This is a genomic window from Amycolatopsis sp. NPDC003731 (assembly GCF_053586895.1).
In genome coordinates, this window is record NZ_JBSFNC010000030.1 from 68,101 (window position 1) to 81,085 (window position 12,985).

Consider the following 12,985-nt stretch of genomic DNA (forward strand, 5'->3'; position numbering starts at 1 on the left):
GTGTGATCAGTTCGTCCTCGCCGAGCACGTCCCCCGGCCGGTCCCGCGGCCGTCCCGCCGTCCCGCTGGACCGCATCCTCGCCACGGCCCTGGAGCTGGTGGACGACGAAGGTGCCGAAGCGCTCTCGATGCGAAGCCTCGCGCAACGCCTCGAATCGGGAACGGCCACGCTGTACCGCCACTTCGGCAACCGGGCGACCTTGGTCACCGCCGTCGTCGACCGCGTGTTCGGCGAAGTCGAACTCGACCCCCGGGTACTGGCCCAGCTGAAGTGGGACGAGGCCTGCCGCACGGTCGCCCAGTCGATGTTCGACACACTGGGCCGCCACCGGAAGATCGCGCCCCTGCTGATGGAGCAGACGCCGACAGGGCCGAACGCCATGCTGCTGCGGGAGCGCTGCCTGGCAATCCTGCTGGAAGGCGGCCTTCCGCCGAGCTTGGCGGCGCGCGCCTACGCGACCCTCGCGCGCTACGTCCTCGGCTTCGCAATCCAGCTGGCCGGTTCCGGGGACGACGCCGAGCGCGCGTCGGCGCATTTCCACAACGTGTCGCCGGCGGACTTCCCGGCCACCCTCGCGGTCGCGGACTCGTTGCCGGTCCCCCTGGAGGACGAGTTCACCTTCGGCCTGAACCTGATCATCGACGGCCTGCGCGGCTTCGAGCGGAGGTAGCCGATCGGCTACCTCCGCCGCGCGCTCTTTCCAGCGTTCCGGCGACTCTTCCGGCGGCCTGCCGGCCGCTCCTAGGGTGACCCCGGAGCACCGCGGAATCGCTCAGCCCCCAGGTCGCCGATTCATTCGCAGGAAGGGTTCCGGGCACATGACGGAAAGCACCGTGGCCAGTTACGCCCTGACCGAGGCCGAACTCGAGCAATTCAATCGGGACGGTTACTACGGTCCGTTCGACGTGTACGCACCCGAGGAAATGGAATCGTCACTGCAGGCGATCCGGCCGAAGCTCGTCGATGCCCGGCAGGGGGTGTACCACCAGGGCGAGGCCCTGTCCGGCACCACCAACCTGGCCAGTTACGACCGGCACCTCGACGTGGACTTCCTCGCCCGGCACATCGTCCGCCCCCAGCTGGTCGACCGCGTGACCAGCGTGCTCGGCGAGAACGTCCTGTGCTGGCGCAGCGAGTTCTTCCCGAAGTATCCCGGTGACGAAGGCACCGACTGGCACCAGGCCGACAATTTCGCCAACGTCGGCAAGCACCCGCAGATCGTCTGGCCGGAGGACGCGGGTTTCGGGGGCGCGCTGACCGTGTGGACGGCCTTCACCGAGGCGACCGTCGAGAACGGCTGCCTGCAGATCATCCCGGGTTCGCACAAGACGATGAACTACGACGAGAACAAAATCATCGAATACGATTCGGAGATCATCAACAAGCAGGACAAGAACGGCGTCCGCCGCGGGTTCTACGGCTACGACTACAGCCAGCTCCAGAAGGACCCGAACTGGACGCCGGACGAGTCGAAGGCGAAGTCGCTGGTCATGCGGCAGGGCCAGGCCGTGATGTTCTGGTCCACCTTGATGCACGCGTCGCACCCGCACGAAGGCAAGACCGACAAGATGCGGCTGGGCTTCACCGCGCGCTACGTGCCCACGTCCGTGCGCGTGTACCCCTACCAGGACACGCTCGCCGAGTACGGCGTCGAGGTGAGCCTGGAGAAGTTCGGCTGCGTCTTGGTGTCGGGCCGGGACGAGTTCGGGCACAACCGGTTCGTCGACCGCACGGTCAACGGCGTGCCGTTCGCGCCGGTCCGATGAGCGTGCCGGACGCCGCTGTGCGGTCCGTGACCTGCTCCGCCGCGGCCCTGGCCGCGCACCGGCGGATCAACGACACCGCACGTCCGTACCCGCGCGACGCCAGCGTGCCCGAGCGGTTCGAATACTGGGCGCGCCGCCGGCCGGACGCGCCGGCGATCGTCCAGGGCGACCGGGTGCTCGGCTATCGGGAACTCGACCGCCTCGCCAACGGCCTCGCGCACCGCCTGCGAGACGCCGGAGTCGGGGCGGGCACGACCGTGGCCGTTTGCGTCCCGCGCTCGCCGGAGCTGCTCGTCGCGCTGCTCGGAATCCTCAAGGCGGGGGGAAGCTACGTCCCGCTGGACCCCGGCTGGCCGGACGAACGGCTCCGCACGGTCGTCGCCGACAGCGGGTGCCTGCTCGTGCTCGGAGCCGGTGACCCGGAGCCGGCGACCCGGTTCCCGGGCACCCGGGTGATGCCCTTGGGACCGGACACCACGACCGGACACGACACCGGCCCGGGGTACGCGCTGGAGGCGGAGGACATCGCCTGCATCAACTTCACCTCCGGGTCCACCGGCCGCCCCAAGGGGGTGCCGATCCGCCACCGGGGCATCGTCCGGCTGGTGCACGCCGCCAGCTACGGCAAGCTGGACGAGCGCAGCAGGGTACTGCAGGTGACGCCGGTGACGTTCGACATCGCCACCTGGGAGATCTGGGGTGCGCTGCTCAACGGCGGGACGTCGGTGCTCTACCCGGCCGAGTTCGTGCGGCTGTCGAAGGTCGGCGAGGTGATCAAGCGCGGCGGGGTGAACATCCTGCTGCTGACCACCGCGCTGTTCAACTCGATCGTCGACGAGGCACCGGAAGCGCTGGAGACGGTCGCCACGATCACCACCGGCGGCGAGGCGCACTCGCCCCGGCACATGGCCAAGGCCGTCCGCACCTACGGGCCCGGCCGGGTGGTCAACCTGTACGGCCCGACCGAATGCACCTGCATCGCCACGTCCTTCCCGGTGGACGAGCCACCGGCGGCCGACGTGCCGCTGCCGATCGGCAAGCCGATCCAGAACACCCGGGTCTACGTGCTGGCCGGCGACGCGGACCGGCTCTGCGCGCCCGGCGAGACCGGGGAACTGTGCCTGGCCGGCGACGGGCTCGCGGCCGGGTACCTCGGAATGCCGGAGCTGACCGCGAAGACGTTCGTGCACCGCGAGATCGACGGCGTGCCCGAACGGCTCTACCGGTCCGGTGACCGCGGCCGGCTCCGGCCCGACGGTGATCTCGTGTTCGAAGGCCGCTGGGACGACCAGGTCAAGGTGAACGGCTTCCGGATCGAACTCGGCGAGATCACCCACCACCTCAACACCCACCCGCAGGTCAAGCGCAGCTACGTGACCGTGCGGGACAACCGCGGGGACAAGGCCCTGGTGGCGTTCGTCGTGCCCGCGGCGCCCGGCGCCGGTTCCGAGCGGTTGCGGGAGCACCTGGCCGCGAAGCTGCCGCGCTACATGGTTCCGGCGCAGATCCACCTGTGCGACACGTTCCCCCTCACCCCGAACGGCAAGATCGACGGCCGCGCCCTGCTGGCCGCGTTCGCGCCGACGGCGACTTCAGGAGTGTTCTCATGACGGAAGCCAAGACCGGCACCGAAGCCGAACTCGCGGCGATGTGGCGGGACCTGCTCGGCGTGCCCGCCGTCGGCCCCGACGACGACTTCTTCGAGGCGGGCGGCACCTCGTTGACGGCGATCAAGCTGCTGCAGCGCGTGGAAAAGCGGTTCGGTCCGGAGGCGCTGGCGCCGGACACGCTCTACGACGACCCCCGCCTGGGCAGCGTCGCCGCGGCGATCGACGAATCGGCGCGGCACGGGTGACCTCGACGATCCGGCCCGTGCCCGTCTGCTGGGACCTGGCCGGTCGCCCCGAGGACGCGGTCGAAGCCGTCGTGCGGGCACTGGCCAGGGCCTGCCCGGCGGTACGGCACGAGCCGGTCCCGTGGCGGCGGGCGCTCCTGCGCGGCGCGCCGGCCGAGCGCGAGGCCGGGCTGGCCCGGCTGGCGTGGCGGCTGGCCCGCTCACCGCTCGACGCGCCGGTCCGGATCGTGCTGGCCGGGCCCGGCGACGGCCGGTGGACGCTGCTCGCCGCCGACCGCCCGGACGTGGCGGCGAGCGGCTGGGCCGAGCGGCTGCTCGGCCTGCCCCGGCGCCCGGCCGCGACCACCACCGGCGCGGCGGGACCGCGGCCGGTGTGGCAGCGCGACCACCCGCTGCCGCCGTCGGGCCCGGCGGCACTGGCCGTCCCGGTCGAGCCGGAGCTGCTCGACCGGTTTCCCGGCAGCCGCGCGGAGACCCTCGCGGCATTGGCGGCGGCGCTGGTCGCCCGGCACGGGCGGCACCGCGACGTCGTCGTGGACGTCGCCCGCGGCGCCGGCTTCGGCGGGATCGCCGCCCGGCCGGTGCCGGCGGCGATCCGGCTCACCGTGGCGGCCAACCAGCCGGTCAGCGAGCTGCTGGCCCGCTTCGCCCACGCCCGGCCCGACTCCGGCGTGCCCACGCTCACCGTGGCCGTGCCGGAGCCGCGGCCCCGCGCGTTCGGGCCGTTCACCCCGCGGCCGGTGCCGCGGCTCGACGGGGGCTGCGGCTTGTGGCTGACCGTCACCGACCGCATCACCTGCTGGTTCGACCCCGGCCCGGCCGATCCCGAGCGGGTCGAGACGTTCGTCCGGCACCTGGCTTCGCTCGTCACGGACGCCGCGGAACGGCGACACCTGACGCCGGCCCGCCTGCGGGTGCTCGGCCGCGACGAACGCACCCGGTTGCTCCCGGGCGCCGTCTCGACCGCACCCGCCACGCCGCTCGCCGAGCGGGTGCAGCGGTGGGCGCGGACCACGCCGGACGCCGAGGCGGTGGTGTCGCACCGGGAAACCTTGTCCTACCGGGAGCTGGCCCGCCGGGCCGCCGCGCTGGCCACCCGGCTGCACACCGCCGGAGTCGGCCCGGACGTGCCGGTCGGGCTGTGGCTGCCGCGCTCGGCCGACCTCGCCGTCGCCGCCGTCGGGGTCCTGCTCGCCGGCGGCGCGCACGTGGCTCTGGACGCCGCCGAGCCGCCCGGCCGCGTCCGGGCGTTGCTCGCGCGCGCCGGCGCCGGCGTGATGATCACCCCGGGGCTGCGGGTCGAGGTGGTCGACCCCGAGGCCGTGCCCCGGCGGATCGTCCGCGGCGCACCCGGACTGTGCTGCATAGCGTCCTCCGCGAAGGCGGACGGGGTGCTCGTCCCGCACGAGGCGGTGGCCAACGTGGTCGGCTGGTGTGGAACGACACTCGGCTTCGGCCCCGGCGACCGGGTCGCGCAGCTCGCCCGGGCCGGCACCGGCGAGTGGGAACTGGAGACGTGGTCGGCGCTCGGCACCGGCGCGGCCCTCGTGATCGCTCCCGGCGGTGCCGACGCGGCGTGGCTGGCGCACAGCGGTGCCACCGTCGCCTTCACCCCGCCCGGGCTGGTGCCCGCGACCTGGCCCGCCGAGACCGCGATGCGCCTCGCCGTCGTCCACGGCCGGGCGGATTCCCCGGTTCCCCGCGGGCTTCCGTTCCGGGTTTGGCAAGGCTACGGCTCCCCCGAGACCGGGCTGCTGGCCACCTGCGGCGAGCTGCCACCGGGTGCGGCGGGCGTTCCGATCGGGGCGCCTCTGCCGAACGTCCGGGCCTACGTGCTCGACGAGGCTGGGGAACCGGTCCCGCCGGGCGCGGTCGGCGAGCTCCACGTGGGCGGTGCCGGCGCGGCTCGGGGCCACCTCGGGCGGGCGGAACGGCGGCGGTCGCCGTTCAGCGACGACCTCCTCGCGGGCGGCCGCCGGTACGCCACCGGCGATCTCGTCCGCCGCCTCGGCGACGGCACGCTGGAGCTGCTCGGCCACGCCGACGACCGGATCACCCTGCGCGGCTTCCGGATCGCGCCGGCCGAGGTCGAGGCGGCACTGCGCCGCAACAGCGTGGTCGGCGACGCGGCGGTGGTGGTGGCCCGCGGCGACCGGCTCGTCGCCTACGTCACCCCCTCCGACGCCGACCCCGAACAGCTGCGCCGCGACCTCGTCGGTGTCCTGCCCGCGTTCATGGTGCCCGACACCGTCGTCCCCCTCGCCACGCTGCCGCGCACCACGCACGGTCTGCTCGACCGCCGGGCGCTGGCCGTGGCCCCCGGACCACCGGCCCGCTGAGGGGGAGAACCCGTGACTCCGCATCCCTGGTACGCGACCTTCGATCCCCGTCCGGACGCACCGGTGCGGCTGTACTGCCTGCCCTGTGCCGGCGGCTCCGCCGAGATGTTCCGCCCCTGGGCGGAGTTCCTGCCGCCGGGGCTCGAGCTGCGGGCGATCCGGCTGCCCGGCCGCCACGCCCGGCACCCGCGGAACGCGTTCGCCGACTTCGACACCGCGGGCGACGAGCTCGCCGAAGCGCTGGCTGCCGAGCTCCGGCCACCGTATGTCCTCTTCGGACACAGCATGGGCGGGTTGATCGCCTACCGGATGCTGCGCGCGGTCGAACGGCGCGGCCTGCCCCAACCGGCGCTGTTCGTGGTCGCGTCCTGCCTCGTCCAGGGCATCGCGGTGGACCGGCTGCCGGATCCGGCCGGCTCGGACGAGCGGTTCCTGGGCGTACTCCGCCGGTTCGGCGGGATGCCGCCGGAGGTGCTGGCGGACGAAGAGGTCCTCGCGTTCCAGCTTCCCGTGCTGCGCGCGGACTTCCGGCTCTGCCGCTCGTACGTCTACCGCGGCGGCGAACCGCCGCTGCGGGTGCCGCTGCGGGTCATGGGCGGCACGACCGACGCCATCACACCGCACCGGCACCTGGCCGCGTGGCGGCACCACACCCGGCGTTACCTCGGGCTGCGCACGTTCCCCGGCGGGCACTTCTTCCTCCGAGACCAGGTCCGCCCCGTCGTCGGCGCCCTGACCGACGACGTGGCGGACCTGGTCAGCGGATGATGTGGATGCCGATCCGGCACGGCACCGAGCGCGACTGCGCGCCGGGCAGGGCGGGGGCGGGCGGTGTGCCGTCGCCGAGCACCTCGCGGATCGCGGCGGCGTGCTCGGGGTTGAGCAGGAATTCGATCCGGGCCGGGTGCGGACCCGGCCCGAGCACGATGTGGAACGAAACCTCCTGCCCGCTCCGCGGGCAGACGGTCAGGAACCCGTCCACGACCCCGGGGATCGCGGCGGGGCGGACGTCGGGCAGCTCGGTCATCGGATCGGCTCCGGGACTGTCGAAGGGGTCAGTGCGGTGATGAGCAGGGGGACGACCTCGCGCCAGTCCCCGACGATCCCGACGTCCGCGGCGCCGAACAGCGGCGCGGCGGGGTCGGTGTTGACCCCGAGCACGAATCCCGCGCCCCGGGTGCCGCAGAGGTGGTTGAACTTGCCGCTGGTGCCGATGGCGACGTAGAGCCGTGGCGCCACGCTCCGGCCGGTCACCCCGACCTGCCGCGCGCGGGGCAGCCAGCCGCGGTCGGTCACCTTGCGGGTCGCGGCCAGGTCCGCGCCCAGCACTTCCAGCAGCGGGGCGAGCAACGGGTAGTCCCCGGGCGGCACGCCGGCACCGACGCCGACCACGGCCGAGGCCACGGCGAGCACGTCGATGTCGTCGTCGCGCTCACGCGCCACCACCCGCACCCGGCTGCCGGGCGGCACGGGCAGGTGCGGCCCCTGGGCGGCAACGGCGACCCGCGGCGGTGGCAGCGGCAGTGCACCGCCACGCAACGTGACCACCCGGGTCGGCGGGGAGCACGTCACCGCGGCCAGCATGCTGCCGCTGAACGCCGGTTTCCAGCACACCAGGTCCCCGTCGGGCCCGGCTTCGACGTCGACCGCGTCCCCGGCCAGCCCGAGCCCGAGCCGGGCCGCCGTCCGCGCGGCGACCTCGCGGCCCCACATCGTCGACGGGGCCAGCAACGCCCACGGCCGGTGCTCGGCGCACCAGGTCGCGAGACTGGCGGCGACGTCTTCCTCGACCGTCGAGCCGTTGACCGCGACCACGGTGTCCGCGCCCCACGACCCGGCGATCGCCGGGGACAGCGCGCCGGTGGCCAGTGCGGTCACCGGACGGCGGGTGACCGCGGCGATCCGGGCGGCTGCGCCGAGCATCGCGCGGGTGTGCCGGTGGCGGCCCGGCTCGGCGAGCACGGCGACGGCGCCGGTTCCGGTGAGGCCGGCGACGCGGTCGGGCACCGGGGGCGCGGAGGTCCCGGCCGCACGGTCGAACGCCCCCAGCTCGGTCAACGTCGCGACCGCCCGCTCGACCTGGGTGCCGAGGTCGCCCGGGAAGCGCAGCCGCATCCGGGTGCCCGCCATCGCGCGGGTCCGCCCGACGACGGTCCGGCTGCCGTCCTGGCCCCAGGGCCCCGGGCCGAGCGCGGCGGCCCCGACGCGGACGATCTGCTCCGCCGGGACAGCGGCACGGGCGTCAGGGCGTGCCTTGGCCGGTGTGATGAGCCGCTCGGCGCAGCTGATCAGCACGGGCAACGGCAGCTCGAGCTCGACGCACCCGTCCTCGTGCTCGCAGCGGGCGCGTACCCGGCCGTCCTCGACGGCGAGCCGCCGGACGCCCGCCGCCATCGGCAGCCCGAGCAGCTCCGCGACCTGCGCCGGCGTCTGCGCGGTCTCGGCGTCCACGGAGTTGCGCCCGCAGAGCACCAGGTCGACCGGGCCGAGCCGGCGCAGCGCGGCGGCCAGCGCGCGGGCGGTGGCCAGGGTGTCGCTGCCCGCGAACGCCGGATCGGTGACCAGCACGCCGCGACCGGCCCCGCAGGCGATCGCCTCCCGGAGGCAGTCTTCGGCCGCGGGCGGCCCGAGCGTGACGACCGTGCAGGTGCCGCCGGAGTCCCGGGCGAGCTGGACGGCCTTGGCGACCGCACGACGGCAATAGGGGTTGAGCTCCAGTTCGACGCCGGTGCGCGCGAGCCGCCCGTCCTCGCCGAGGACCAGCTCCTCGGCCCGGGGAACCTGTTTGACGAGCGCGACGGTGTGCAGGGGGCGGGTCATCCGGCTCCTCCGGCGAGGCGGTCCGCGCGGTTGACCGCGCTGGCGATGGCTTCCAACGACGCGCTGAGCGTGTTGCCGTCGATCCCGGCGCCCCAGAGCGTGTGACCGCCGACGCGGCATTCGACGTAGGCGGCGGCTTCGGCGTCGCTGCCGGTCGCGATCGCGTGCTCGACGTAGCCCAGCACCTGGACCTCGATCCCGGCGACGCCGAGCGCGGCCGTGAACGCGGCGATCGGGCCGTTGCCGACGCCGGTCAGATCCCGGCGCTCGCCGTCGATGACGACCTCGGCGGTGATGACGCTCTTGCCCTGCTCGGTGGTCAGCGCGTGCCCGTGCAGCCGCAGCCGGGCGTCCGGCGCCGGGAGGTACTCGGCGGCGAAGATCTCCCACAGCCGCTTCGGCGGGATTTCCCCGCCCGCGTCGGTGTGGCGCTGCACGACGCGGGAGAACTCGATCTGGAGCCGCCGCGGCAGGTCGAGCTGGTGCTCGGTCTTCATGACGAACGCGACACCGCCCTTGCCGGACTGGGAGTTCACCCGGACCACGGCCTCGTACGTGCGGCCGACGTCCTTGGGGTCGATCGGCAGGTAGGGCATCGTCCACGGCACGGGCCCGGCCGCCTCGGCCACCGCGTGCTCCAGGCGAGCGAACCCCTTCTTGATCGCGTCCTGGTGGGACCCGGAAAAGGAGGTGTAGACCAGATCGCCCGCGTACGGGTGGCGCTCCGGTACGTCGAGCCCGGTGCAGTGTTCGGCCACCCGGCGGACCGCGTCGATGTCGGAGAAATCGATCCCCGGGTCGATCCCCTGGCTGAAGAGGTTCAGCCCGAGCGTGACCAGGCAGACGTTGCCGGTGCGCTCGCCGTTGCCGAACAGACAGCCCTCGACCCGGTCCGCGCCCGCCAGCAGCGCCAGCTCGGCGGCCGCGACGGCGGTGCCCCGGTCGTTGTGCGGGTGCACCGACAGGCACCGGTGCTCGCGGCGGCTGAGGTTCCGGCTCATCCACTCGATCTGGTCGGCGTAGACGTTCGGGGTGGCGCGTTCCACGGTGGCCGGCAGGTTCAGGATGATCTCGCGGCCGGGGCCCGGCTGCCAGACGTCCATCGCGGCCTCGCACACCTGTGCCGCGAACTCCAGCTCGGTGTCGACGAAGATCTCCGGCGAGTACTCGTAGCCGACGTCGCAGCGGGGGAGAATCCGTTCGGCGCACCGGATCACGTGCTCGGTGCCGCGCGTGGCGAGCGCCTGGCAGCCGGCCCGGTCGAGGCCGAACACGACGTCCCGGAACAGCGGCGCGGTCGCGTTGTACAGGTGGACGGTGGCCGCCCGCGCGCCGCGCAGCGCCTGCACGGTGCGTTCGATGAGGTCCTCGCGCGCCTGGGTGAGCACGGAAATCCGGACGTCGCCGGGGATCCGGTCCGATTCGACCAGCGCCCGGACGAAGTCGAAATCGGCCTGGCTGGCCGCGGGGAACCCGACCTCGATCTCCCGGTAGCCCATGCGCACCAGCAGGTCGAACATCCGGAGCTTGCGGTCGGGACCCATCGGGTCGATCAAGGCCTGGTTGCCGTCGCGCAGATCGGTCGAGAGCCAGCGCGGTGCGCGGGTGAGCACCCGCCCCGGCCAGCTGCGGTCCGGCAGCGAAACCGGCGGGAACGGCGTGTAGCGCCGGAAGTTTTCCATGGCGTCCTCCACTGCGGCCGGGACCCGGGCATCGTGTGCACCGGGTCCCGGCCGGCGAGCCCGGCTCCTCGTGGGGCCGGGCGGTCAGGCGGTGATGAGCTCCTCGGCCGGCCGGCCCGAGGCGAGCAGCGCGGCGTCGAGCACGTCCCACAGCGCGGCCAGCGAGTCGAGGAAGACGTCGACGCCTTCCACGATCAGCGCTTCCGTTTCGGCGTTGAGCACCGACCCGACGGCGGCGATCGCGTTCTTCTCGTGCTGCTGTTCGGCACCGATTTCGCCCCAGTGCTCGAGCAGGTAGTGCATCTCGGCGTCCGCCAGGTCGGCACCGTAGGTGCCGGCGTCGACCAGCGCGACCTTCTCGCCCGGGATGAGCTGGCGGTTGGAGATCATCTCCAGGGCCAGCGCGGTGCCCAGGTTGCGGATCGTCGACTCGCGATCGACCTGCTGGCGGCCGTCGAACGCGGCTCGCGCGCGGCGGGTCTGCGCCAGCAACCCGGTCCGCGGGTCGTAACCCGGCAGGCCGGCCAGCAGTTCGTCGGAGAACGTCTTCAGCCCGGCCTCCACGCCCTCCTGGTCGTAGAGGTCTTCGAACACCTCGCGCCCCGCGGCGCGATTGACGATGTAGCCGGCCATCGTGGCCAGCTCCGGCGCGTGGTTTTCTTCGCTTTCCACGATCTCCTGCAGCAACGCGCTTTCCGTGGACAATTTGTGCATCGCCAATGCCTCCGGGAACTTTCCGCCGGGGCGGGTCGCGTCGCAGAAATTGCGAATCTGGTGGAACAGCGCGCCGACCGCCGCCGGCTTCGGCGGCTGCGCGGCCCAGTGGTCGAAGATCGGATGCCGGTAGCACCGGTGGGAGCGAATGCGGTTCACGAGGTCGTCAATGGCGATGGACATGGCTGTGCTGCACCTCCGTCGTGGAAAGGAGCGCCGAATGGGCCCAGCGCGGGAAATGTGCTGACGGGTCCCCCAGAGGTGATCCTCGAGTGTTCCCGGTGTTGTCGAGAATACCGGAGAACACCGGGCGGAGAACGCGACAGCCTTGCGACTTCCGCGCGGCACACGGCAGAATATTGCGTCATGGACCGGATCGATCTGGCGATCCTCGCCGAGTTGCAGGGCAATGCGCGTCTGTCCAATGCGGAGCTGGCCGAAAAGGTCGGGCTCACCCAGTCACCCTGCCTGCGGCGGGTGCGTCAGCTCGAACGCAACGGGACCATCCGCGGCTACCACGCCCGGCTGGACCACGACACCCTCGGGTGCGGTTTCGAGGTGTTCGTGGACGTGCTGATGCGCCGGCAGGACCACGCCACGATCGCGGACTTCGAGCGCGAGCTCACCGCACTGCCGGAAGTGCTGGAGGCGCACCGGCTCTTCGGCGAACCCGACTACCTGCTGCGGGTCGCGGTGGCCGATATCGCCGCGTACGAGAGGTTTTTCACCGATGTGCTCTCGGCGCTGCCGGGGATCGCGAACCTGACCTCACGCCTGACGATGAAGAAGGTGAAGGTCGACTCCGGGATTTCCCTGACCGGCCAGGTGAACCCGGACGTCCGGTGAGGACGGTGCGCCCCAGGGCTGGGCCGCGCGGTAGGCGCGCAGGGCGGCGAGCGGGATCTCCGCCACCGGTGTCCGCGGCGTCTCGTCCGCGAGCAGCACGGTGTGGTCGCGGGGTGCGCCGCTCTCGTCGAACGCGATGCCGTCGCAGACGATCGAGTGCCCGTGCCCCGGGTAGTTGGCCACGGCCACGGCGAGCTTGTTCTCGAACGCCCGGGTCCGCACCTGCCACAGCCGGTTTTCGCACAACGGCCCGGCATTGGGGATCAGGACCACCTCGGCACCGGCGGCCGCGAGCGATCCGGCCGCCTCGGGGAAGACGCGGTCGTAGCACAGCAGCAGCCCGATGCGGACGGTGCGCCCACCGGGCAGCGCGAGGTCCGCGACCGGATACCCCTCTCCTGCCGAAAGAACCGATTCCCCCGCGAACGTGGCGAGGTGGACCTTCGCGTACCGCAGGACGACATCGCCCGAGGGATCGACGAGCGCGGCGGCGTTGCGCAGGCCGTCCGCGGTCACCTCCAGGTAGGTCGCCACGATCGCGACCCCCGTTTCCGCGGCCGTGCGCGCGGTGTCCGCCAGATATCGGTCCTGCGCCGCCGCGGCCCCGTCCCGGAACGCCGGGGAAGCGGCTTCCCCGGCGGCCGGGAGCCGATAACCGATGTTCCACATCTCCGGGAACACGACGACCTCGGCCCCGCGCCCGGCGGCCTCCCGGGTATACCGCCGGGCCAGCTCGATGTTTTCCGCCACCCGCCGCCCGGACGAGTACTGCTGCACCACAGCCACCTTCACGAGGCTGCCCCCGCCATCCGCCGCGGGGCGGCGGCCCGGCGGACCACCACCGCGTTCGCGGCCGACTCCGCGAGCAGCCCGGCGGCCAGCGCGACACCGGCGTTGGCGACCCCCGGCAGGGGTCCCCCGGTCAGGGCCGCCGCGCACGCCGTGGCCCTCACCGGCGTGGC

General features: G+C 73.2%; 12 protein-coding genes. 7 read left to right on the forward strand and 5 right to left on the reverse strand.

The genetic code is table 11. The features are described 5' to 3' along the window. Positions 1-2: 2 nt before the first annotated feature. The 6 genes from ACWDN5_RS15625 to ACWDN5_RS15650 all read left to right on the forward strand — a co-directional run bounded on the left by ACWDN5_RS15625 (position 3) and on the right by ACWDN5_RS15650 (position 6,729). Complete coding sequence (locus tag ACWDN5_RS15625) at positions 3-671, forward strand: TetR/AcrR family transcriptional regulator (RefSeq protein ID WP_449676779.1); 669 nt, start codon at positions 3-5, stop codon at positions 669-671. Between the two features lie 148 nt (positions 672-819). Then, entirely contained in the window at positions 820-1,767 is a 948-nt protein-coding gene (locus tag ACWDN5_RS15630; protein ID WP_310976785.1) for a chlorinating enzyme, read from the forward strand. 26 nt (positions 1,768-1,793) lie between these two features. Continuing rightward, complete coding sequence (locus ACWDN5_RS15635; RefSeq protein ID WP_449676780.1) at positions 1,794-3,377, forward strand: amino acid adenylation domain-containing protein; 1,584 nt, start codon at positions 1,794-1,796, stop codon at positions 3,375-3,377. After that, entirely contained in the window at positions 3,374-3,622 is a 249-nt protein-coding gene (locus ACWDN5_RS15640; RefSeq protein ID WP_310976782.1) for a phosphopantetheine-binding protein, read from the forward strand. The genes ACWDN5_RS15635 and ACWDN5_RS15640 overlap by 4 nt, the downstream gene beginning before the upstream one ends. A gap of 17 nt (positions 3,623-3,639) precedes the next feature. Beyond that, positions 3,640-5,961, forward strand: a complete 2,322-nt coding sequence (locus tag ACWDN5_RS15645; protein WP_449676781.1) for an AMP-binding protein — start codon at positions 3,640-3,642, stop codon at positions 5,959-5,961. A gap of 12 nt (positions 5,962-5,973) precedes the next feature. Next, positions 5,974-6,729: a thioesterase II family protein gene (locus ACWDN5_RS15650; RefSeq protein ID WP_449676782.1), complete on the forward strand. Its 756-nt coding sequence runs from the start codon at positions 5,974-5,976 to the stop codon at positions 6,727-6,729. Here the strand turns inward: ACWDN5_RS15650 and ACWDN5_RS15655 are convergent. The 4 genes from ACWDN5_RS15655 to ACWDN5_RS15670 form a co-directional block, all read right to left on the reverse strand. Beyond that, positions 6,719-6,988 carry a hypothetical protein gene (locus tag ACWDN5_RS15655; RefSeq protein ID WP_310976778.1) on the reverse strand — a complete coding sequence of 90 codons (270 nt, stop codon included), beginning with the start codon at positions 6,986-6,988 and terminating at the stop codon, positions 6,719-6,721. The two genes, ACWDN5_RS15650 and ACWDN5_RS15655, sit on opposite strands and share 11 nt — an antisense overlap. After that, entirely contained in the window at positions 6,985-8,781 is a 1,797-nt protein-coding gene (locus tag ACWDN5_RS15660) for an FAD-binding protein (RefSeq protein ID WP_310976776.1), read from the reverse strand. The genes ACWDN5_RS15655 and ACWDN5_RS15660 overlap by 4 nt, the downstream gene beginning before the upstream one ends. Continuing rightward, a complete protein-coding gene (gene leuA, locus ACWDN5_RS15665; RefSeq protein WP_449676783.1) occupies positions 8,778-10,463 on the reverse strand; it encodes a 2-isopropylmalate synthase in 1,686 nt (561 codons plus the stop codon). Before leuA ends, ACWDN5_RS15660 begins: the two co-directional genes overlap by 4 nt. A gap of 84 nt (positions 10,464-10,547) precedes the next feature. Next, on the reverse strand, positions 10,548-11,360 hold the full coding sequence (locus ACWDN5_RS15670; RefSeq protein ID WP_310976773.1) for a hypothetical protein: 813 nt from the start codon (positions 11,358-11,360) through the stop codon (positions 10,548-10,550). 183 nt (positions 11,361-11,543) lie between these two features. Between ACWDN5_RS15670 and ACWDN5_RS15675 the strand changes: the two genes are divergently transcribed. Next, complete coding sequence (locus ACWDN5_RS15675; RefSeq protein WP_310976771.1) at positions 11,544-12,023, forward strand: Lrp/AsnC family transcriptional regulator; 480 nt, start codon at positions 11,544-11,546, stop codon at positions 12,021-12,023. Here ACWDN5_RS15675 and ACWDN5_RS15680 read toward each other — a convergent pair. Then, on the reverse strand, positions 11,946-12,809 hold the full coding sequence (locus tag ACWDN5_RS15680) for a carbon-nitrogen hydrolase family protein (protein WP_449676784.1): 864 nt from the start codon (positions 12,807-12,809) through the stop codon (positions 11,946-11,948). The two genes, ACWDN5_RS15675 and ACWDN5_RS15680, sit on opposite strands and share 78 nt — an antisense overlap. Positions 12,810-12,985 lie beyond the last annotated feature (176 nt).

Bases quoted from the DNA above. Each gene is read 5' to 3' on its own strand.
- ACWDN5_RS15675 (WP_310976771.1), top strand. From the start codon at position 11,544: ATGGACCGGATCGATCTGGCGATCCTCGCCGAGTTGCAGGGCAATGCG.
- leuA (WP_449676783.1), bottom strand. From the start codon at position 10,463: ATGGAAAACTTCCGGCGCTACACGCCGTTCCCGCCGGTTTCGCTGCCG.
- ACWDN5_RS15660 (WP_310976776.1), bottom strand. From the start codon at position 8,781: ATGACCCGCCCCCTGCACACCGTCGCGCTCGTCAAACAGGTTCCCCGG.
- ACWDN5_RS15630 (WP_310976785.1), top strand. From the start codon at position 820: ATGACGGAAAGCACCGTGGCCAGTTACGCCCTGACCGAGGCCGAACTC.
- ACWDN5_RS15655 (WP_310976778.1), bottom strand. From the start codon at position 6,988: ATGACCGAGCTGCCCGACGTCCGCCCCGCCGCGATCCCCGGGGTCGTG.
- ACWDN5_RS15670 (WP_310976773.1), bottom strand. From the start codon at position 11,360: ATGTCCATCGCCATTGACGACCTCGTGAACCGCATTCGCTCCCACCGG.
- ACWDN5_RS15640 (WP_310976782.1), top strand. From the start codon at position 3,374: ATGACGGAAGCCAAGACCGGCACCGAAGCCGAACTCGCGGCGATGTGG.